Source organism: Mesorhizobium sp. P3_A8 (assembly GCF_056402995.1).
Window position 1 is genome coordinate 242,217 of record NZ_JBFUGI010000001.1, and the last position, 21,462, is coordinate 263,678.

Consider the following 21,462-nt stretch of genomic DNA (forward strand, 5'->3'; position numbering starts at 1 on the left):
CTTTCGTCTTGGTGACATTGCTCCCGCACTGGCCAGGTCCGGCGAGAACATCGTGGTTTCCTGGGGTTCCCTCGATGGTGATGACGATCAGCGCATCGTCAACTTCATCGACATCTCGGACTTTTGGACGAAGTTCTATGTCGTCATGCATGAAGCCTATCTGGAAACCTACTCACCTCTGTTCGCCAAAAGCAGGAAATTGAACTAGCCCATGCCAACCGTCGCCCCGCTTGATCTCGAAGGCCATTGCGTCGCCGCCGTCTTCCTCGGCAACGTGCCGCATTTCGCGCTGGCCGACGGTGCCATCCACCGGCTCGACAATGGCCACAAGACGGTGCAGGCCAATGACGGGCTGCTCGCGGCTTTCCATGATGCAGCCAACGACCGCCTGATCACCGGCGGCGAGGACGGCAAGGTGTTTGCCGTGAAAACCGGCGGCGAAGTCGCCGAACTGGCAAGCGCCGGCAAGAAATGGATCACCAGCGTCGCCGCCGGGCCGCAAGGCGCCATCGCCTATGCGACCGGCAAGACCGCCTTCGTGCGTTTCGCCGATGGCAAGACAAGGGAATTTGTCCATCCGCGCTCGGTCGAGGGGCTGGCGTTTTCGCCCAAGGGCATGCGCTTTGGCGTCGCCCGCTACAATGGCGCGACGCTGCATTTCCCGGCCGCCGATGGCAAGCCGGTGGAGCTCGAATGGGCCGGCGCCCATACCGGCATCACCTTCTCGCCGGAGGGCGCCTTCCTCGTCACCACCATGCAGGAAAACGCGCTGCATGGCTGGAAACTGGCGGACGGCAAGCACATGCGCATGACCGGCTATCCCGGCAAGGTCAAAAGCCTGTCATGGAGCGTGAAGGGCAAGTGGCTGGCGAGTTCCGGCGCGCCGGCGGCGATCCTCTGGCCGTTCTCGGGCAAGGACGGCCCGATGGGCAAGGCGCCGCTGGAACTCGGCACACGCGGCAACGCCATGGTGACGGCGGTCGCCTGCCACCCAAGCCAGGATGTCGTCGCCGTCGGCTATGATGACGGCATGGTGATGGCTGTGCGCTTTTCCGACGCCAAGGAAGTGCTGTTGCGCAGGCCGGGCAAGGGCGCCATCACCTCGATGATGTGGGACAAGGAAGAACGTCGCGTCGCCTTCGGCAGCGCCGCCGGGGACTGCGGCGTCATCGACATCACGGCGTAGCCTGGAAATAGCGGACTACTCAGCCCCGCACGACACCTTGCCCGTCAACTCCGCCGGCTTACCGTCCTTTTCCGTGTCGGCGGCATTGTCATAGACGGCAAGCGTGTACTGCCCATCATAGACGCCTTCATCGCTGGCCTTGGTCAGGATCGTCAGTTCGACCGAATTGAAGGTGCTTGCCGCCTCGTATTCGCGGTAGATGTTCAGCCGCAGATCCTTGTCGTCCAGCCAGTATTGGGTCAGGTTGGAATCCTCGAACACCGTCTTGCGCAATCCATCGCCAACCGGCCTCGCCTTGATTTCGAGATCGCCGCGAAAGTTGAAGGTCGGGCCGCCCATGCCTCTGGTGACGCCGGCGCCGACGTCGAATGTCACCGCCGTATCGTCGACGTTGCACCAGATGCCGCCTGAGGCGAAGGCCGTGCTGGCCGTCGACAGCAGCATTGCCGCAGAGATGATCATGCGCATTTTTGTTCCCCCACCTCAAATTCCCGCTCATATTGGCGCTGACTTCGCCAGCCCGGTCAAGCGCTGCTGCCAAGGGCTGAGCCAATGCAGGGCCGACGCGCGGCCAATTGCGGTTGCGGACATGGATTGGCTAAGAGGTACCTACGAGAGGGGTTTCCATGCACAGCAGCCACAGTTCAAAGACCATCGGCGGCATCAGCCGTGACCGCATCGCGCAATTGCGCGAGACCGAAGGGGCGGCCTTCCGCGCAGCACGGCCTAAATCGCAAGCCAAGGTCGGCAACGGTCTGCCCGGCTTCTTCGGTGGCGTGCCGATGCACTGGATGAACGACTGGCCGACGCCGTTTCCAATCCTGGTCGACAGCGCCAGGGGTGCTGCGATCACCGACATCGACGGCAACCGGCTCGACGATTTCTGCCTCGGCGACACCGGCTCGATGTTCGGCCATTCGCCGCCGCCGGTGGCGCGCGCCATCCGCCGCCAGGCCGGACGCGGCCTGACCTATATGCTGCCCTCGGAAGACGCGCTTGCCATCGGGCCGTTGCTGCAACAACGCTTCGGCCTGCCGTTCTGGCAGATCGCGACGACGGCGACCGACGCCAATCGCTTTGCGTTGCGCATCGCCCGCGCCGTCACAGGGCGGGAAAAAATTCTCGTCTTCAACGGCTGCTACCACGGCTCGGTCGACGAGACGATGGTGCGGCTGATCGACGGCAAGCCAGTCAACCGGCCGGGACTGGCGGGCGAATTCCGCGACCTGACCCGCACGGCCAAGGTGATCGAGTTCAACGATGTTGCCGCACTGGAAGCAGCGCTCAAGGACAGGGATGTGGCCTGCGTCATCGCCGAGCCGGTGCTGACCAATTCCTGCATGGTGCTGGCCGATCCGGGCTTCCATGACGCGCTGCGCCGGCTGACCCGCGCAGCCGGCACGCTGCTCCTGATCGACGAGACACACACGATCTCGACCGGGCCAGGCGGTTACACCCGGAAATACGGGCTCGACCCGGACCTCTTCGTGCTGGGCAAGCCGATTGCCGGTGGCGTGCCGGCAAGTGTCTGGGGCATGAGCGATGAGCTCGCCTCGCGCTACGCCGACTACAACAGGACCAAGGAGCCCGGCTATTCCGGCATGGGCACGACGCTGTCGGCCAACCCGCTGCAGTTCGCGACGATGCGCGCCACGCTGGAAGAGGTGATGACGCCGGAGAACTATGACCGAATGGACCATCTGGCGCAGCGTCTGGATGCCGGACTGACCGGCGTGATCGAGCGCTATAATCTGCCCTGGCATGTCGCCCGTGTCGGCGCCCGCGTCGAGTTCATCTGTGCACCCGGCCCGTTGCGCAACGGCGCCGAGGCGGAGACGGCGCATGCGCCGGAACTGGAGGCCGCCATCCATGTCGCGCTGGTCAATCGCGGCGTGCTGATCGCGCCCTTCCACAATATGATGCTGATCTCGCCGGCGACGTCAGGTGCCCAGGTCAACCGCCTGATCAGCGCCTTCGCTGCGGTTGCGGCAAAGCTTGCGGCATGAGACAAGCGGCCATGGACAATGCCATCGTGACCTCACCTTCGGGGTCCTCGCCCACCGAAGCGCAAGCCTTTCTCGACGCCCATCCCGAGATCGAAGCCTTCGATATCGTGCTGACCGATGCCAATGGCGTCGGCCGCGGCAAGATCGTGCGCCGGCATGAGCTGAAAAGCATTTTCGAGGGCGGCCGGCATATGCCGATCTCGATCCTCGGCCTCGACATCACCGGCGAGGATGTGCACGAGACCGGGCTGATCTGGACCACCGGCGACGGCGATCTCAGGGCATGGCCGATCCCCGGCACGCTGGTGCCGCTCTACGGCACCAACCCGGCACGCGGCCAGGTGCTGATGGCGATGTATCATCTCGATGGCCAGCCCATGTCGTCGGATCCGCGGCTGGCGCTGGCCCGGCAGGTCGACATATTGGCGGCCAAGGGGCTTTACCCGGCCGGTGCCTTCGAGCTGGAATTTTTTCTGCTTGCCAATGAACGTGATGCCGATGGCAAGGTGCAGCCGGCGCGCGCCGTACTCGATGGCCGGGTTTCGGGCAAGACGGAAGTCTATTCCGTCGACCATCTGCACGGCATGGAACCGCTGTTCTCCGACATCTACGCCGCGGCCAAGGCGCAAGGCATTCCGGCCGAGACGGTGATTTCCGAATATGCGCCGGGCCAGTACGAATTGACGCTGAACTACCGCAAGGATGTGATGCGGGCGGCAGACGACCTCGTCATGTTGAAGCGGCTGGTGCGGGCACAGGCGCGCCGCCATGGCGTGACCGCCTGCTTCATGGCCAAGCCGATCGAGAAATATGCTGGCTCGGGCATGCATTTCCACGTCTCGCTGCAGGACAAGGCCGGCCGCAACGTCTTTGCCGAAGCCGGTGGCGAGAGCTGGTCGCTGCCCCTATTGCAAGGGCTTGGCGGCCTGATCCAGACGATGGCGGAATCGATGCTGGTGTTTGCGCCGCACGCCAATTCCTGGCGGCGCTTCGTCTCGCAATCCTATGCGCCGGTGGCGCCGACCTGGGGCGTCAACAACCGTTCTGTGGCGTTGCGCGTGCCGGCGGGCGATGCCAAGAACCGGCGCATCGAGCATCGGCCGTCGGGCGTCGACGCCAATCCCTATCTGATCGCGGCGACGGTGCTGGCGGGCATCATCAAAGGCCTCGACGAAGGGCTCGACCCCGGTCCTGAGACCACGGGCAATGGCTATGAGGGAGCGGTCACCCGCACAACGATGCCGGCGGATTGGCGCGCTGCCATCGAAGCGGCCAAGGCCTCCAGCTTCCTGAAAGGCGCGCTTGGCGAGGACCTGCACCGCACCTTCGTGGCGATCAAACAGTCCGAATATCTGCGCGTGGCACGCACGGTCAGCGAACTGGATTATCATCTCTACCTGCACGAGGTTTGACGACCTGACATAGGCGGCGATCACTTTTTTCGTCGCCTATGTCAAATGAGGTAGCGCGGCAGCCGTTCAGAACATATCATGAACTTATGAGCGCTCTCACCGTCCGTGAAAAGCTGGCAATCCTGTCCGACGCCGCCAAGTATGACGCTTCCTGCGCCTCGTCAGGCTCGGCGAAAAAGGATTCGCTGAAATCCGGCGGCATCGGCTCCACCGAAGGCATGGGCATATGCCATTCCTATGCGCCGGACGGCCGCTGCATTTCGCTGTTGAAAATCCTGCTCACCAATTTCTGCATCTACGATTGCAGCTATTGCATCAACCGCTCGTCCTCGAATGTGCGGCGTGCCCGCTTCAGCATCGACGAGGTGGTGAAGCTGACCATGGATTTCTATCGGCGCAATTACATCGAAGGCCTGTTCCTGTCCTCGGGGGTTATCCGCTCGCCTGATGAGACCATGGGCGAAATGGTCGAGGTGGCGCGACGGCTGCGGCTGGAGGAAAAGTTCTCCGGCTATATCCATCTCAAAACCATTCCGGAAAGCTCGGCGGAATTGGTCGAGCAGGCCGGTCTCTACGCCGACCGGCTGTCGATCAACGTCGAGCTGCCAACTGACGAGGGCGTGAAGAAGCTGGCGCCAGAAAAGAAGCCGGAGACGATCCGGCTTTCCATGGCCAGGCTACGTCAGAAGATGGAAGAAAAGGCCGAGCCGACGCTAAGGACCAAAAAGCGCGAACGCTTCGCGCCCGGTGGTCAGTCGACGCAGATGATCGTCGGCGCCGACAAGACCTCCGACGACGGCATATTGCACACCAGCGCCCGGCTTTATGGCAGCTACCATCTGCGGCGCGTCTATTATTCCGCCTTCAGCCCGATACCGGATTCCTCGTCGTCCCTGCCGCTGCGGAAGCCGCCGCTGATGCGCGAGCATCGGCTTTATCAAGCCGACTGGCTGATGCGGTTCTATGGATTCTCGCAGCCGGAAATCCTGGCCGGCAGCAGCGATGGCATGCTCGACCTCGCCATCGACCCGAAGTTGGCCTGGGCGCTGCGCAACAGGGGACAGTTTCCCGTCGACATTAACCGCGCCGACCGCGAGGCGCTGCTGCGCGTCCCCGGTCTCGGCACCAAGGTGGTGGCGAAAATCCTGGAGACACGCCGCCACCGGCGGCTGCGGCTCGAAGATGTCGGGCGGATTTGCCAGTCGATCGCCAAGCTCAGGCCGTTCATCATCGCCGAGGGCTGGTCGCCGGGAGCGCTCACCGACAAGCAGGGCTTGCGCAACACGATCGTACGCTCCTGCGAACAGCTGTCGCTGTTTTGACCATGCTATCGGCCGAGCTCAACCTTGCCCGATACAGTGTTCGGCTCGACAGCGAGACCGACTTTTCAGGCTGGCGCGACGCGGCACGGCGGCTGGCATTGAACGAGATCAAGCCCGAGGACATCAGCTGGCATGTCGCGGCCGGCTCCGACCAACCGCCGAGCGATTTGCCAGCCGTGCCTGCGGGGGCGCAACTCGTGGTGCCGCGCGACTTTATCGAGCACGCTGAAACCGCCTTCTGCCAGTCAGATCCCACTCGCTTTGCTTTTCTCTACCGATTGCTGTGGCGACTGCGCGGCGAACCCAAGCTGCTGGCGATCGCATCGGATCCCGACACCAGGCGGCTCGAGGCGATGGAAAAAGCGGTGCGGCGCGACAGCCACAAGATGCATGCCTTCGTGCGCTTCCGGAAGATCGGCGACGGCGACGAGGAGCGTTATGTCGCCTGGTTCGAGCCCGATCATTTCATTGTCGAGCGCAATGCGGATTTCTTTGTCAGGCGCTTCACCGGCATGCGCTGGACGATCCTGACGCCGCACGCCTCCGCCGACTGGGATGGCGAAAGACTGGCGATCGGGCCGGGTGCCGCCAAGGGCGATGCGCCTGATCAAGACGACACCGAGGCGCTGTGGCGCACCTATTTCGAGAATATCTTCAACCCGGCACGGCTGAAGGTGAAGGCCATGCAGAAGGAAATGCCGAAGAAATACTGGCGGAACCTTCCCGAGGCCTCGCTCATTCCAGAACTGATCGCAGGAGCTGACAAGGCCGCCAAGGACATGATTGCGAAGATACCAACGACGCCGGCGCCGCACCACGCCAAGGTGCAGGCCAGGCATTGGCCGAAGCAGCCGGCCAAGTCGCCGCAAGACGACGACGCCGGTACGATTTCCGAATTGCGCGAGGCCGCAAAAGGCTGTCGCCGCTGCCCGCTTTGGCGCGATGCGACCCAGACCGTATTCGGCGAAGGCCCTCACAATGCCAAGGTGATTTTCGTCGGCGAACAGCCGGGTGATCAGGAGGATCTCGCCGGCAAACCTTTCGTCGGCCCGGCGGGCAAGGTGTTTGACGCCATACTGGCCGACGCTGAGGTCGACAGACAAAAGGTCTACGTCACCAATGCGGTCAAGCACTTCAAGTTCGAGCCGCGCGGCAAGCGCCGCATCCATTCCAAGCCCAATGCCGGCGAGGTCCAGGCCTGCCGCTGGTGGATCGATCGGGAGTTCGCGCTGATCAAGCCGGACCTTGCGGTGGCACTCGGCGCCACGGCGGCACTGTCGCTGCTGGGCAAGGCGATCCCAGTGACGAAAATGCGCGGCCAGGTGATCGAGCGCGAGGATGGTTTGAGGGTTTTCATCACCATCCACCCCTCCTTCATCCTGCGCATCCATGAGCCCGCGGAGAAGGAAGCCGAACGCCAACGGTTTCTAAGGGATATGAGAGAGGTGAAGCGGCTGATGGCAGCGTAAGTTGTTTGCCTAGCGGATAAGGATCGCCCTGAGGTCGTTGACATTTGTTCCGGTCGGACCAGGCACGAAAAGATCGCCAACCGCATTAAACGCCGTCCAGGCATTGTTCCCCGCCAGCATGGCCTTTGCGTCGACACCCGACGCGCGCATGCGCGACACTGTCGAGCCATCGGCAAAAGCGCCGGCATTGTTTTCCGAACCGTCGATGCCGTCCGTGTCGGCGGCCAGGGCGTGAATACATTGCACGCCATTGATGCCGATGGCGAAGGCGAGCAGGAATTCCGAATTGCGGCCGCCCTTGCCTTTTGCCCGCAAGGTCACCGTGGTTTCGCCGCCGGACAGGATCAACACCGGCTTCGAAAATGGACGATTGCGGGTCGCCACTTCGCGCGCGATTGCGGCGTGGACGCCGCCGACTTCACGCGCTTCGCCTTCAATGGCATCGGAGAGGATGATGGCTTCGATCCCCTGTCGCCGGGCTTCTCCCGCTGCTGCTTCCAACGATACCCCAGCCGAGGCGATCAGGTGCACCTCATTGCGCGAAAAGCGCTGATCGTCGGGATCTGGCGCATCGGCCGCCGGCGAATTGATGTGCGCCATCACCGAGGCCGGCAGCTTCATGCCATAGGCTGATATCGAGGCCAATGCGTCTTCGCGGCTGCCGGTATCGGGGACCGTCGGCCCGGAGGCGACAAGGGCCGGATTGTCGCCGGGAATGTCTGACACAACCAGCGACACCACCTTGGCCGGCCAAGCGGCTGCGGCCAGCCGGCCGCCCTTGATGGTCGAGACATGCTTGCGGATGGTGTTCATCGCCGCGATCGGCGCGCCGGAGGCAAGCAGCGCCTCGTTGACGGCGATCTCGTCGGCCAGCGTCAGGCTACTGGCGGGCGACGGCAGCAGCGCCGAGCCGCCACCGGAAATCAACGCCACGACCAGATCATCCTCGGTGAGGCCCTGGACTTTTGCCAGCAGGCGCCGCGAGGCCTCGAGGCCAGCGGCATCCGGCACCGGATGCGCCGCCTCGATGATCTCGATGCGCTCGCATTTGGCACCATAGCCATAGCGGGTGACGACCAGCCCTTCGATCGGACCGTCCCAGACCTTCTCGAAGGCCGCCGCCATCTGCGCCGAGCCCTTGCCGGCACCGATGACGATGGTGCGGCCCTTCGGCTTCGCCGGCAAATGATCCCGGATGGTTAGCTCCGGATCGGCGGCGGCCACGGCGGCGTTGAAGATGGAGATGAGGAAAGCCTTGGGGTCGAGCACGGTCATTCAGCTTCCGACGACAGCGCCAGCCTACGCTTGTCGATGCCCAGATGATCGCAGAGCGCATCGACCACGACGCCGTGATCCTCACGTTCCGGCAGGCCGGAAACGGCGATCACGCCAATCACGCCGGCGCCTTTGACAGTCACCGGAAAACCGCCGCCAGCGAGCACATAGTCCGAGATGTCGAGCCCCTCGCCGACCTTGAAAGTGCGGTCGGGGCGCTGCTGTTCCAGCACCATGCCATAGGTGCTTCTGAGGAACCGCCTGACGACATTGATCTTGCGCCGCGCCCAGTCGGGATTGGAGGCGTTCGACCCCGGAAAGGCCGCATAGAACAGCGGCCGGTCCCACAGCCTGATATCGACGATGATGGGGAGGTTTTCGGCGATTGCGCGGTCGCGAATGGCTGAACCGATCTTGAAGGCGACGGCCTCATCGAAGGCGAGAAAGACCAGCGTCTCTTCCTGTTTCCGGATCAGGGCGATGTCGTCCGCAGCGGCCATTTTCTTTCTCCGAAAATCGTCACACGTCGTTTGTACGACAAGGACTGCCGGGTCAAGCTCCCGTCGAGACCGCCCCCTCATCCGGCCGCTTCGCGGCCACCTTCTCCCCGCTGGGGAGAAGAGACTGGCGCTCGTGCCGGCTCCCTCCTCTCCCCTCGGGGAGAGGTCGGATTGCCCCGAATTGCCCTTCGCAATTCGGTTGGCAATCCGGGTGAGGGGGGTCTACCCTGCGATCATGTCGCTCTTGGCGGCCCGCCCCGCGACATAGACCTCGCGCACGGCGCGGTCGTCGCCAAGCGTCTGCAGCAGAAACAATTCCTGCGCCAGCGTCTGCGCCGTTTCCATCCTGAGCCGCATCGCCGGTGTTGCCCTGGCGTCGAGCACGACGATGTCGGCGTCGGTGCCTTCCTCCAGCGTGCCGATCTTGTCGGCCACCGAGAGCGCCTCGGCATTGCCGCGCGTGATCTGCCAGAAGGACTGGAACGGGTTCAGCTTCTCGCCGTTCAGCGCGATCACCTTGTAGCCTTCGTCCATGGTGCGCAGCATGGAATAGTTGGTGCCACCGCCGACATCGGTGGCGGCGGCGATACGCAGCGGCTTGTCGCGGCGGCGAAAGCGCTGATAGTCGAACAGGCCGGAACCGAGGAACAGGTTCGAGGTCGGGCAGAACACCGCCACCGAGCCACTCTCCGAAAGCGCGTCCGCCTCGCGTTCCGACAAATGGATGCAATGGCCGAACAGGCTCTTTTTGCCCAGCAGCCCGTAATGTTCGTAGACATCGGTGTAGTCGCGCGACCAGGGGTAAAGCTGTTGCGTGAAGGCGATCTCGGCGTGGTTTTCCGAGAGATGCGTCTGCATGTGCAGGTCGGGATATTCGCGGCAGAGCGCACCGGCCATCTCCATCTGCTCCGGCGACGAGGTGATGGCGAAGCGCGGCGTGATGGCGTAGTGCTGGCGGCCCTTGCCGTGCCACTCCGCGATCAGCGCCTTCGTGTCGTCATAGCCGGATTGCGGCGTGTCGAGCACGCCTTCAGGCGCATTGCGGTCCATCATCACCTTGCCGGCGATGTTGAGCATGTTGCGATCATGCGACTCCGCGAAAAAGGCTTCGGCGGAGGCCTTGTGCACGGAGCAGTAGGCGACCACCGTCGTCGTGCCGTGGCGCACCATTTCGTCGAGGAACAGCCTGGCGATACGGCGGCCATGCTGCGCGTTGGCGAACTTCGTCTCTTCAGGAAAAGTGTAGGTGTTCAGCCAGTCGAGCAGTTCGGCACCGTAGGAAGCGATGATCTGCATCTGCGGGAAATGCACATGGGTATCGATAAAGCCCGGCAACAGCAGGTGCGGCCGGTGATCGATCTTTTTTGTCCCCTCACCGGCCTGTTTTTCGACATCGCTATAAGCGCCCGATGCAACGATCCTGCCATCGCTGATCAGCAGGCCGCCATCCTCCTCGTAGCGCCAGGCCGAATGGTCGTCGATGGTTTGCGGCCAACGCACGAAGGACAGCGTGCGGCCGCGCAGAAGTGTCGAGGTCATGCTATTTCCCCGCGCCTTCGAACCAGGCCACCAGCAGCGCCCGCTCCTTGTCGGTGATTTGGCTGACATTGGCGGGCGGCATGGCGTGGCTGCGGCCGGCCTGCAGATAGATCTCGCGGGCGTGGTTGGCGATTGCCGCGTCGCTATCCAACATCACCCCCTTGGGTGCGTGGTAGATACCCTCATAGACCGGTTCTGCCGTGTGGCACATGGAGCAGCGGCCGAGCACGGTGTCGCGCACCGCCGGGAAATGGGCGGAGGCGATATAGATGTCCGCCGAGGCGGACGCCTTGGACTCCCCGGTCAGCACCTTCGGCACCGTCGACAGCCAGATGATGATGATGAACAGGACCAGGGCGCCCAGCCACGTCCAGTGCGGGTTGCCTGCACGCTTGTGCACGGTGTTGAAATAGTGCCGGATCAGCACGCCGATGATGAACACCAGCGAGGCGATGACCCAGTTGAACTGCGTGGCGAACGCCAGGGGGTAGTGGTTCGACAGCATCAGGAACAGCACCGGCAGCGTCAGATAATTGTTGTGAAGCGAGCGCTGCTTGGCGATCTTGCCGTATTTCGGGTCAGGCTTGCGGCCGGCAATCAGGTCGGCGACGACGATCTTCTGGTTGGGGATGATGACCATGAAGACATTGGCCGACATGATCGTGGCGGTGATGGCGCCCAGATGCAGGAAGGCGGCGCGGCCGGTGAACAGATGTGTCAGCCCCCAGGCGATGAACACCAGCACGCCATAGAGCACCAGCATCAGGCCGGTGTCGCTTTTGCCAAGCGGCGAGCGGCAGAGCAGATCGTAGACCACCCAGCCGACGCCAATCGTGGCCATCGACAAAAGGATTCCGACCGGCACCGACATCGGCAGCACGTTGGGATCGATCAGGAACAGATCGGCGCCGGCGTAGTAGACGACGCACAGCATGGCGAAGCCGGACAGCCAGGTGGCGTAGGATTCCCATTTGAACCAGGTCAGGTGTTCGGGCATCTCGGCCGGCGCCACCAGATATTTCTGGATGTGGTAGAAGCCGCCGCCATGCACCTGCCATTCCTCGCCGAAGGCGCCGACAGGCATGCCCGGCCGCTGGCGCAAGCCGAGATCGAGCGCGACGAAATAGAACGACGAGCCGATCCAGGCGATGCCGGTGATGACGTGCAGCCAGCGCACGGCGAAGCTCAGCCATTCCCAGAAAATCGCGAAATCCATCATTGAAGTCGTCCCTGCCGATGACGCGACTTTACGGTGTCGCACGCAAACGGAAAGAGGCGAGGTGTACGATGACTTTCAAAAAAAAATGGAAAATACTAGGGTGGTCACACGCAGCAGGAAGGGAGCCGCCCGAAGGCGAGCTCAGGAAAGCCACGGAACCGCATGGCCTATCTCGACAACATCGCCGTCTTCGTTCGCGTCGTCGAACTCGGCAATCTGTCGGCGGCGGGCCGCGACATGCGCATTTCGCCGGCGGTCGCCTCCAACCGCATCAAGGAACTGGAAAAACATCTGGGCGTCAGGCTGTTCAACCGCACCACGCGGCAGTTGATGCCGACCGAGCATGGCACGGTTTTCTACTCGGGCGCCAAGCAGGTGCTGGAGGCGATCACCGAAGCGGAAGCCGCGGTCTCGGCATTATCCGGCCAGCCGCGCGGCACTATCAAAGTGACCGCACCGCTTGGCCTCGGCCGTCGGCTGGTCGCCTCGGGCATTCCCGATTTCCACGACAAGTATCCAGATATCGAGGTGCGGCTGAGGCTCTCGGACCACAATATCGATATCATGAAGGAAGGCATCGACGTAGCCTTCAAGCTCGGCATCATCGAGGATTCCAGTCTCAGGATGCGCGGCATCATGGAATGTGAGCGCGTGTTGGTGGCTGCGCCAAAATATCTGGAAGCGCGCGGCGAACCGATAGAGCCGCAGGAACTGATCGGCAAGAAGCATGACTGCCTGATGCTGCGCTATTCCGGCGCGCGCGAATATGTCTGGACATTGCAGACCCCCACCGGTCCGCAGAAATTCGAGGTGCACGGGCCCTACGACACCGACGACGGCGACGTGCTGACCGGCTGGGCGTTGTCCGGGCGCGGCATCATCAACAAGCCGCGTTTCGAGGTCGAGCCGTTCATCCGCGACAGGCGGCTGCAGGTGATCCTAGCCAACACGCCGCCGACGCCGGTGCAATTCGCCGCCGTCTATCCGCACAAGAAGCTGCAGGACCCAAAGGTGCGGCTGTTGCTCGACTTCATGGCCGAGCGCTGCCAGCGTCTGATCAAGGATCTTCTGGCCGGCAAGTGAGGGCCGGTGGCAACCGGGACTGGCCGGCAAGTGCCGGCCTTCTGGTCCATTCGCCGGGCTTGCCTTGCGCAGCGGCGAACGTAGGTTGGTGCCATGCATCTCGCCATTTCGCTCAACATCGCTGCCACCAACGGACAGCCCGCTCTGGATTTCAGCCAGATCAGCAGCTTCGTGCGCAAGGCGGAAGCGGCTGGCGTGGACATGGTCATCATTTCCGACTCCGCCGATAAGCCATCGAGCAGCCCGTTTGAAGCGACAACGCTGCTGGCGGCGCTGGCGACCGTCACCGACAGGATCGGGCTCGTGGCCAGCGCCTCGACGCTCGCGCATCAGCCCTACAATCTGGCACGCCGGTTTGCTTCGCTCGATATCATCAGCCACGGCCGCATCGGCTGGAACGCGACGATGAGGCAGAACCCTCGCGAAGCAGCGAATTTCAGCCGGCCCAAAGGGTTCTCGGAGGACGACTTTCGCCGCCGCGCCAAGGAGTTCATCAATATCGTGCGAGGATTGTGGGTCGGCTGGGAACCGGACGCGCTGCTGTTCGACAAGGCAGCCGGCCGCTTCCACGATCCGGACAAGATGCACCCTCTGAATTACACCGGCGAATTCTTTTCGGTGCGCGGGCCGCTCAATGTCGCGCGCTCGCCGCAGGACAGGCCACTGCTCTTGTTGTCGGATCTGAGAAAGGCCGACCTCGATTTCGCCAGCCGCCGCGCGGATGTCGTGCTGCTGAATGAGCTTGAACCGCCGGAAGCGAAAGCGGCCTGCGATGAACTCAGACACTGGGCGCGCGAAGCAGGGCGCGATCCGATGTCGATAAAGGTGCTGACGGTCATGGATGCGCGGCAGGAACTTGATGACGCCAGTCTGGAAGCGCAGTGCTTCTCATCTGGCTGCGACGGTGTCGTTCTGGCTGTGCAGCCTCATCCCCCGGCCCTCGAGGATTTTGTCAAACGCCTGCTGCCGCAACTCTGGCGTCACGGACCCGTGGAGGCATCCCCGGGTAGGACTCTACGCGACCGTCTTGGCTTTAGTGGGGATGGCGGGTCATGAGCGCGCAGATGAAGCTCGGCGCCTTCCTTTGGGCGACCGGCCACCACATTGCCGCCTGGCGGCATCCCAAGGCGCATGTCACCGCCGGCATCGACATCGACCATTACATCCAGCTGGCGCACACGGCGGAAGCGGCCAAGTTCGACATGATCTTCTGCGAGGACGCCGCCGGTCTGCGCGAGGCCAATGTCGGCATCGCCAGCCAGACCTCGCGTTCGATCGGCTTCGAGCCGATCAGCCTGCTTTCGGCGCTGGCGGTGCAGACCAGCTGCATCGGCCTCGTTTCGACTGCTTCGACAAGCTACAACGAGCCTTACGGGCTGGCGCGGACTTTCCTGTCACTCGACCATCTGAGCGGCGGCAGGGCCGGTTGGAACCTGGTCACCTCGGCCAGCCCCATCGAAGCCGCGAATTTCGGCGCGACCGGGCTCAAGCCTCATGCCGACCGCTATGAACGGGCACGCGAATTCGCCGAGGTGGTCACTGATCTTTGGCACGGCAGGGCTCCCGGCCATGATGGCCAGAGCTTTTCGGTGCGGGACCCGCTCGACCTGCCGCGTTCACCGCAGGGCGCACCGGTCATGGTCCAGGCCGGTGCCTCGGATGTCGGCCGCGACCTTGCCGCCCGCACCGCCGATGTGGTGTTCACAGCAGCGCAAACATTCGAGGAAGCGAAGGCCTTTTACGACGATCTCAAAGGGCGCATGGCCACCTATGGGCGTGAGCCTGACGACATCAAGATCATGCCCGGCGTTTCACCCGTGGTAGCGGAAACCGAGGCCGAAGCGCGCGAGAAGCATGAGGAGTTGCAGGCGCTGATCCCCGACGATGTCGGCGTGGCGCTGCTGTCCAGCTACCTCAGCATCTCCGATCTCGGACGCTATCCGATCGACGGGCCACTGCCCGAACTGCCGGAGAGCGAAGGGATGAAAAGCCGACAGGCGCTGGTCGTCGAGCAATCGCGCCGCGACGGCCTTTCCATCCGCCAGCTTGCCCGCCACTTCGCCGGAGCGCGCGGCCATTGGCGCATCGTCGGCACGCCGGCGCAGGTCGCCGACGAATTGCAGGCGCGGTTCGAGGGCGGTGCGGCCGACGGCTACAATGTCATGCCGTCTTACTTCCCTGGCGAACTCGATGCCTTTGCGACGCTGGTTGTGCCGGAGCTGCAGCGGCGCGGCCTGTTCCGCCGGGATTATGAAGGCCGAACGCTGCGCGACCATCTGGGCTTGAAACGGCCGGCCTGAGGCCGGTCGCGGCTAGCTCAGTCCATCATCCGCGCGGTGCCCGAAACCCTGATCGAGCTGCCGATCTCGGGCGCAATATCGGCGTGCAGGCGCGAACGCATGCCCATGTCCTCACCCTGCACGACATCGATCGCGCCGCCATGCGGCCAACCAATGTCACGCAAATAGCCGGCGAAGGCAGCCGTCGAAGCTCCTGTCGCCGAATCCTCATAGACGCCGCCGGAGGCAAAGGGGTTGCGGGTGTGGAAAAGCTGCGGCGTCTCGGCATAAGCGAGCAGGATCGTCACCAGCCCATCGCGCCGCATCAGGGCCTGCCCGGCTTTCAACTCGTAGCGCATGGCGGCCAGCGCCTCGCGCGATTTGAGGACCAGCACGAGGTGGTCGGCGCCGCCATGGATCAGCGCCGGCGGAATGGCTGGATCGAGATCGGTCGCGGCATAGCCGAACAGCGCCAGCGCCTCGGCGATCAACTGCGGAGGAGCAGGCTTGCTGCGTGTCGGCGGCGACTGCAACGCGGCAGCGACATTCGCCCCATCCCGGAACCCTTCGACGGTGATGCTGGCCTGGTTGAGGGTCAGCGGGAAAATGCCATCGCCGAATTGCCCGACAAGAGCGGCTCCCAAGGCGATAGTGGCATGACCGCAGAAGGGAACTTCGGATTCCGGCGAGAAATAGCGCACCCGCCAGTCGTCCCCATCCGGCGCGGCAAAGGCAGTTTCCGAGAATCCAACCTCTGCCGCCAGACGCTGCATTTCGACGGCATCGGGCAAGGCATCGCCGATCAACACCCCGGCAGGATTGCCGCCGGTGTTGCCATCCGAAAAAGCCGCGATTTTCAGAACGTTCATTTATCCTCACCTCATGCAGCAATGCCGGGTGGATACCGCAAATGCATCTTTCCTGCGATTGGAAAACGGACAGGCCGACGGGCAGTCTTGGCTAACCGGCCATCACCTTGTGCTGCTGGACCTGATGGCCGGCATTTGACGCAGCGGCGTGAACGACCAGCGCCGTCATGATCTCGGCGGCGGCAAGTGCGGCGATGACGGGCGGCCGCTTGTCCTTGACGGCATCGCCGCCGATCGGCGAGACGAGACGGGCAAATTCCGCTTCCGTTCCGTCCCCTGACTTCAGGAACCAGTTCTTGAAGGTCGCCTTTTTGGTCTTAGAGCCGATCATGCCGACATAGGCCGCATCGTCGCGCTTCAGCGCTTCGGTGACGATCAGGAAATCCAGCGCATGGTCGTGGGTCAGGATGGCGAAGGCGGTGCCGGGCGGAGCTTTGCGAATCTCGGCTTCCGGCATTGGCGTCAAACGCGTCTCGACGGTTTCCGGCATGCCTTCCAGTGCCTCGGCCCGCGTCTCGATGACGACGCCGTGCACCGGAAGCAGCGCAATCGTCGACGCCAGCGCCTGGCCGACATGGCCGCCACCGAAGATGTAGACATGCGGCAGATGCGCCTCTTCAGCTTCCGCCGTGGCAACCAGTTCGGCAGCGAGCGCGGCATCGACAAGGCGGATCAAGACTTCGACGCGCCCGCCACAGCATTGGCCGATCTCCGGCCCGAGCGGCACGTCGAGCGTGGCGCAGACTTCATCGATCTCGATGCGGGAACTCGACTGAAGACGGTTGACCGACCCAAGCCGGCCGGATGGCGCCACCATCTGCCGGGCCTTGTCGATCGCCATGTACTCGAGCTGGCCGCCGCCGATCGTGCCAAAGATCGCCGCTTGCGAGACGAGCATGAAGGCGCCCTTCTCGCGCGGCGTCGAGCCTTTGGTGCCGGCCACTTCGACCAGGGCGACCCGGCCGGCGCTGGCAAGAAAGGCTTTCAGGCTTTGCACTTTCGAGTTCATCGTCTGTATTCCCACCCGAGAAATATAGCGTTTTCAGGCGCGATTTGCACGTTTAGGCTCGATCAGGCCGGTTTTGCGGCCTCCCGCTTCAGCCGCTCGATTGCCATCAGCACGCGTTCTGGCGTCGCCGGCGCATCAAGGCGCGGGCAGATCTTGTGATCGGCCACGCTCGCCACCGCATCCGACAGCGCATGCAGCACCGACATGCCGTGCGGCAACGGCGGCTCGCCGACCGCCTTGGAGCGATGGATGGTCGGCTCGTAGGCTTGCGACCAGTCGGTCAGCGCCACGTTGAAAATCTTCGGGCGGTCGGACGCCAGCGGGATCTTGTAGGTCGACGGCGCGTGGGTGCGCAGCCGGCCCTTGTCGTCCCACCACAGTTCCTCCGTCGTCAGCCAGCCCATGCCCTGGATGAAGCCGCCCTCGACCTGGCCGATGTCGATCGCGCGGTTCAGCGAGCGGCCGCAATCGTGCAGGATATCGGCGCGCTCGACGACATATTCGCCGGTCAGCGTATCGACAGACACTTCAGAGCAGGCCGCGCCATAGGCGTAATAGTAGAAGGCGTGGCCCTGGCCCTTGCCGCGGTCCCAATGGATTTTCGGCGTCTTGTAGAAACCGGCGGCCGAAAGCTGGACGCGCGCGATATAGGCCTGTTTGACCAGGTCGTTGAAGCTGACCTCCTGGTTGCCGACACGCACGCGGTTGGGCAGGAACACCACCTGGTCGACCGGAATCTGATACTTTTCGGCGGCGAAATCGGTCAGCCGCTGGCGGATCTGGCGCGCGGCATTCTGCGCCGCCATGCCGTTGAGGTCGGCGCCGGAGGATGCCGCTGTCGGCGCCGTGTTCGGCACTTTGGCGGTGGTGGTGGCGGTGATCTTGACCCGCTCGAGATCGATCTGGAATTCTTCGGCCACGACCTGCGCCACCTTGAGGTGCAGGCCCTGCCCCATTTCGGTGCCGCCATGGTTCATGTGCACGGAACCATCGGCATAGACATGCACCAGCGCACCGGCCTGATTGGACTCGGTCTTGGTGAAGGAGATGCCGAACTTCACCGGCGTCAGCGCCAAGCCACGCTTGATGAAACGGCTGTTAGCGTTGAAAGCCGAAATCTCTCGGCGACGCCGCGCATAGGAGGCACTTTCCTCGAGCTCGGCGACGATGCGCTGGATGATGTTGTCCTCGACCTTCTGATGGTAGGGCGTGACATTACGGCTGCCGATGGCCTCCATCGGGTCGTAGAAATTCAGCTTGCGTATCTCGAGCGGGTCCTTGCCGACGGCGAAGGCGACCTCGTCGATGACGCGCTCGGCGCCGATCATGCCTTGCGGACCGCCGAAGCCGCGGAAGGCCGTGTTGGAAACAGTGTTGGTGTAGAGCGGCGCCGACTTGGCGTGGACGTTCGGATAGAAATAGGCGTTGTCGCAGTGGAACAGCGCGCGGTCGCCGACCGGACCGGACAAGTCGGCCGAGAAGCCGGCATTGAGTGCGAACATGAAGTCGACGCCGAGGATATTGCCCTCATTGTCGAAGCCGACCTCATAATCGATGGCGAAGTCGTGCCGCTTGCCGGTGGCGGTCATATCCTCGTCGCGGTCGAGCCTGACCTTCACCGCCCGTTTGTGCTTCTTGGCCGCAATCGCGGCGATTGCCGCGCACTGGTTGGCCTGCGTTTCCTTGCCGCCGAAGCCGCCGCCCATGCGGCGAACCTCGACCGTCACCGCATGGCTCGGCACGCCGAGCACATGGGAAACGAGGTGCTGGGTCTCGCTCGGCCCCTGGGTCGAGCAATAGACCGTGACCTCGTCGTCCTCGCCCGGCACCGCCAACGATACCTGGCCCTCGAGGTAGAAGTGGTCCTGTCCGCCGAGCTTCATCCGCCCCTTTACCCGACGGGGCGCGGCAGTGATCGCGGCAGCCGCGTCGCCGCGCCGCAAGGTCAGCGGCGTGGTGACCAGCCTGTCCTTGAGCGGGTCCAGAGGCCAGATGCCGAGGATGGCGGGAAGCTCGTCATATTCGATCTTGGCCAGGCGCGCCGCACGCCGTGCGGCCTCGCGCGTCTCGGCGATGACCGCGAAGATCGGCTGGCCGAAGAACTGCACCTTGCCTTCCGCCAGCACCGGGTCGTCATGCATGTTGCTGGGCGAGACGTCGTTCTCGCCGGGCACGTCGGCATAGGTAAGCACATCGACGACGCCGGGGGCTGTCCGCACGGCCGAAAGGTCGACACTCTTCAGCGTGCCATGTGCGATTTTCGACAGGCCGAGGCCAACATGCAGCGTGCCTGCCGGTTCCGGCATGTCGTCTATATAGACGGCGGTGCCGCTGACATGCTTGTGGGCGGAGTCATGGCGCTGATCGGTGGCGACACCGCCGACGATCTTCTCGGCCTTGAGATTTGATGTGGCGTGCTTGTTCATCATGCCGCCTCGTTGCGTGACACCTGGAAGGGCGCCTTTGTGCCTGTGGTTTCGACCAAGAAGCGCAGCAACAGATTTTTCGCCGCCAGAGCCCGGTATTCGGCTGACGCCCGCATGTCGGTGAGCGGGGTGAAATCCCTGGCGTATTCGGCCATCGCCGTCTCGACCGTCTCTTCGGTCCAGGGTTTGCCGAGCAGCGCCTTTTCGACAGAAGACGCCCGCTTCGGTGTCGCCGCCATGCCGCCATAGGCGATGCGCACGTCGGCGACCGTGCCGTCCTTGGCCAGCACCAGGAAAAAGGCGCCGAGGGCCGCGGTAATGTCCTCGTCGCGGCGCTTGGTGATCTTGTAGACGGCAAACTTTGCGTCCTTGGGCGGCACGGGAACGTGCACGGCCTCGACGAACTCGCCCGGCTGCCGGTCCTGCTTGCCATAGGCAATGAAGAAGGTTTCCAGCGGAATCGTGCGTCGCTTCTTGCCCTTGCGCAACGTCAGGCTGGCGCCGAGTGCGATCAAGGGCGGCGGCGTGTCGCCGATCGGCGAGCCGTTGGCGATGTTGCCGCCGATGGTGCCCATGTTGCGCACCTGTTCGCCGCCGATGCGGTCGAACAACGGCCCCAGCGACGGGATGCGTTTGGCGAGCATCGAGAAGGCTTCGGTGTAGGTCACGCCGGCGCCGATCGAGATGACGCCCTTGTCTTCCGAGATGGTGCACAGCCCGTCGAGATTGCCGATGAAGACCACCGGCGAGATGTCGCGCATGTGCTTGGTCACCCACAGGCCGACATCGGTCGAACCGGCAACGATGGTGGCACCGGGTTCCTTGTCGAGCACGGTGGCGAAATCGTCGACATTGGCCGGCACGATGAGCCGCGCCTTGGCCGAACCGATCTCGACCCGCGCGCCGTCATGCATGGCCTCGAGCCTTGCCGTTATCGCTTTCCGCTCAGCGGCCAGCGGGTCCTTCGCCGCCTTGCCGTAGCTGGAGATGGCATGCGCGGCGCGCATGATCGCCTCATAGCCGGTGCAGCGGCAGAGATTGCCTTGCAAAGCCTTTTCGATCGCCGCGTTCGACGGGTCCGGCGACTTCATCCACAGGCCGTAGAGCGACATGACGAAGCCCGGCGTGCAGAAGCCGCATTGCGAGCCGTGGAAATCGACCATCGCCTGCTGCACAGGGTGCAACTGGCCAGGCGCGCCGCGCAGATGCTCGACCGTCACGACATGGGTGCCGTCGAGCGAACCGAGGAAGCGGATGCAGGCATTGACGCTTTCATAGACCACGCCACCAGCCGAGAGCTTGCCGACGAGCACCGTGCAAGCGCCGCAATCGCCCTCGGCGCAGCCTTCCTTGGTGCCGCGCAGCGAACGGTCTAGCCGCAGCCAGTCGAGCAAGGTCGCGTCGGGCGCCACCGACGACAACGCAACATCCCTGCCATTGAGGATAAAGCGGATCTCGTTGCGGATGGAAATCTTGGCCATGCCTCAGCTCCCCCTGTAGGTCGAATAGCCATAGGGCGAGATCAGCAATGGTACATGATAGTGCACCGCCTCCGCCATGCCGAAGCGGATCGGCACGCTGTCGAGGAAGGCCGGCTCGGGCAGCTTTGTGCCCTGGCCGCGCAGATAATCGCCGGCCGCGAACACCAGCTCGTATTCGCCGGTGCGGAATTCCGCTCCGGCGAGCAGTGGTGCGTCGCACCGGCCGTCGGCATTGGTGACGACGGTCTTCAGATGTGTCCGCGCGTCGCCCTCGAGGTGATAAAGCACGATCGACAACCCAGCCGCCGGCTTGCCGGTCGCCGTGTCCAGCACGTGGGTCGTCAGGCGCCCGCCATCGGCTTTCGACGTTTCTGCCATTGGCCGCCT

At 63.6% G+C, this 21,462-nt stretch carries 19 protein-coding genes; 9 read left to right on the forward strand and 10 right to left on the reverse strand.

The annotated features are described in order from the left end of the window. The first annotated feature begins 52 nt into the window (after nucleotides 1-52). Together AC1DX4_RS01080 and AC1DX4_RS01085 are read left to right on the forward strand one after the other, a co-directional pair. Nucleotides 53-208, forward strand: a complete 156-nt coding sequence (locus tag AC1DX4_RS01080) for a hypothetical protein (protein ID WP_477218558.1) — start codon at nucleotides 53-55, stop codon at nucleotides 206-208. A 3-nt stretch (nucleotides 209-211) separates the two neighbouring features. Further along, nucleotides 212-1,186 carry a WD40 repeat domain-containing protein gene (locus AC1DX4_RS01085; RefSeq protein WP_477218559.1) on the forward strand — a complete coding sequence of 325 codons (975 nt, stop codon included), beginning with the start codon at nucleotides 212-214 and terminating at the stop codon, nucleotides 1,184-1,186. 15 nt (nucleotides 1,187-1,201) lie between these two features. Here AC1DX4_RS01085 and AC1DX4_RS01090 read toward each other — a convergent pair whose 3' ends face one another. Further along, nucleotides 1,202-1,654, reverse strand: a complete 453-nt coding sequence (locus tag AC1DX4_RS01090) for a hypothetical protein (protein WP_477218560.1) — start codon at nucleotides 1,652-1,654, stop codon at nucleotides 1,202-1,204. A 158-nt stretch (nucleotides 1,655-1,812) separates the two neighbouring features. Between AC1DX4_RS01090 and AC1DX4_RS01095 the strand changes: the two genes are divergently transcribed. The 4 genes from AC1DX4_RS01095 to AC1DX4_RS01110 all read left to right on the forward strand — a co-directional run bounded on the left by AC1DX4_RS01095 (nucleotide 1,813) and on the right by AC1DX4_RS01110 (nucleotide 7,395). Next, complete coding sequence (locus AC1DX4_RS01095; protein WP_477218561.1) at nucleotides 1,813-3,192, forward strand: aspartate aminotransferase family protein; 1,380 nt, start codon at nucleotides 1,813-1,815, stop codon at nucleotides 3,190-3,192. 11 nt (nucleotides 3,193-3,203) lie between these two features. Then, nucleotides 3,204-4,604 carry a glutamine synthetase family protein gene (locus AC1DX4_RS01100; protein ID WP_477218562.1) on the forward strand — a complete coding sequence of 467 codons (1,401 nt, stop codon included), beginning with the start codon at nucleotides 3,204-3,206 and terminating at the stop codon, nucleotides 4,602-4,604. 86 nt (nucleotides 4,605-4,690) lie between these two features. After that, nucleotides 4,691-5,926 (forward strand): putative DNA modification/repair radical SAM protein, encoded by a 1,236-nt coding sequence (locus AC1DX4_RS01105; RefSeq protein ID WP_477218563.1) that lies wholly within the window; start codon nucleotides 4,691-4,693, stop codon nucleotides 5,924-5,926. Between the two features lie 2 nt (nucleotides 5,927-5,928). Then, nucleotides 5,929-7,395, forward strand: a complete 1,467-nt coding sequence (locus tag AC1DX4_RS01110; protein WP_477219095.1) for a UdgX family uracil-DNA binding protein — start codon at nucleotides 5,929-5,931, stop codon at nucleotides 7,393-7,395. A gap of 9 nt (nucleotides 7,396-7,404) precedes the next feature. Here AC1DX4_RS01110 and AC1DX4_RS01115 read toward each other — a convergent pair whose 3' ends face one another. From AC1DX4_RS01115 to AC1DX4_RS01130, 4 genes are all read right to left on the reverse strand, one after another. Next, a complete protein-coding gene (locus tag AC1DX4_RS01115; protein ID WP_477218564.1) occupies nucleotides 7,405-8,670 on the reverse strand; it encodes a glycerate kinase type-2 family protein in 1,266 nt (421 codons plus the stop codon). After that, complete coding sequence (locus tag AC1DX4_RS01120; RefSeq protein WP_477218565.1) at nucleotides 8,667-9,170, reverse strand: heme-degrading domain-containing protein; 504 nt, start codon at nucleotides 9,168-9,170, stop codon at nucleotides 8,667-8,669. The genes AC1DX4_RS01115 and AC1DX4_RS01120 overlap by 4 nt, the downstream gene beginning before the upstream one ends. A 222-nt stretch (nucleotides 9,171-9,392) precedes the next feature. After that, nucleotides 9,393-10,709, reverse strand: coding sequence for a guanine deaminase (guaD, locus tag AC1DX4_RS01125; RefSeq protein ID WP_477218566.1), 1,317 nt, complete (start codon nucleotides 10,707-10,709; stop codon nucleotides 9,393-9,395). 1 nt (nucleotide 10,710) lies between these two features. After that, nucleotides 10,711-11,928, reverse strand: coding sequence for a urate hydroxylase PuuD (locus AC1DX4_RS01130; protein ID WP_477218567.1), 1,218 nt, complete (start codon nucleotides 11,926-11,928; stop codon nucleotides 10,711-10,713). A gap of 162 nt (nucleotides 11,929-12,090) precedes the next feature. Between AC1DX4_RS01130 and AC1DX4_RS01135 the strand changes: the two genes are divergently transcribed. From AC1DX4_RS01135 to AC1DX4_RS01145, 3 genes are all read left to right on the forward strand, one after another. Next, complete coding sequence (locus AC1DX4_RS01135; protein WP_477218568.1) at nucleotides 12,091-13,011, forward strand: LysR family transcriptional regulator; 921 nt, start codon at nucleotides 12,091-12,093, stop codon at nucleotides 13,009-13,011. A gap of 93 nt (nucleotides 13,012-13,104) precedes the next feature. After that, entirely contained in the window at nucleotides 13,105-14,067 is a 963-nt protein-coding gene (locus AC1DX4_RS01140) for an LLM class flavin-dependent oxidoreductase (RefSeq protein WP_477218569.1), read from the forward strand. Then, a complete protein-coding gene (locus AC1DX4_RS01145) occupies nucleotides 14,064-15,311 on the forward strand; it encodes an LLM class flavin-dependent oxidoreductase (protein ID WP_477218570.1) in 1,248 nt (415 codons plus the stop codon). Before AC1DX4_RS01140 ends, AC1DX4_RS01145 begins: the two co-directional genes overlap by 4 nt. A 17-nt stretch (nucleotides 15,312-15,328) precedes the next feature. Here AC1DX4_RS01145 and AC1DX4_RS01150 read toward each other — a convergent pair whose 3' ends face one another. From AC1DX4_RS01150 to uraH, 5 genes are all read right to left on the reverse strand, one after another. After that, nucleotides 15,329-16,159 (reverse strand): PhzF family phenazine biosynthesis protein, encoded by an 831-nt coding sequence (locus AC1DX4_RS01150; RefSeq protein WP_477218571.1) that lies wholly within the window; start codon nucleotides 16,157-16,159, stop codon nucleotides 15,329-15,331. A 91-nt stretch (nucleotides 16,160-16,250) separates the two neighbouring features. Beyond that, complete coding sequence (gene xdhC / locus AC1DX4_RS01155; protein WP_477218572.1) at nucleotides 16,251-17,168, reverse strand: xanthine dehydrogenase accessory protein XdhC; 918 nt, start codon at nucleotides 17,166-17,168, stop codon at nucleotides 16,251-16,253. A 62-nt stretch (nucleotides 17,169-17,230) separates the two neighbouring features. Further along, entirely contained in the window at nucleotides 17,231-19,594 is a 2,364-nt protein-coding gene (xdhB, locus tag AC1DX4_RS01160) for a xanthine dehydrogenase molybdopterin binding subunit (protein ID WP_477219096.1), read from the reverse strand. Further along, nucleotides 19,594-21,075, reverse strand: a complete 1,482-nt coding sequence (gene xdhA / locus AC1DX4_RS01165; protein WP_477218573.1) for a xanthine dehydrogenase small subunit — start codon at nucleotides 21,073-21,075, stop codon at nucleotides 19,594-19,596. The genes xdhB and xdhA overlap by 1 nt, the downstream gene beginning before the upstream one ends. 3 nt (nucleotides 21,076-21,078) lie before the next feature. After that, nucleotides 21,079-21,453, reverse strand: coding sequence for a hydroxyisourate hydrolase (uraH, locus tag AC1DX4_RS01170; RefSeq protein WP_477218574.1), 375 nt, complete (start codon nucleotides 21,451-21,453; stop codon nucleotides 21,079-21,081). Between the last annotated feature and the right edge of the window lie 9 nt (nucleotides 21,454-21,462).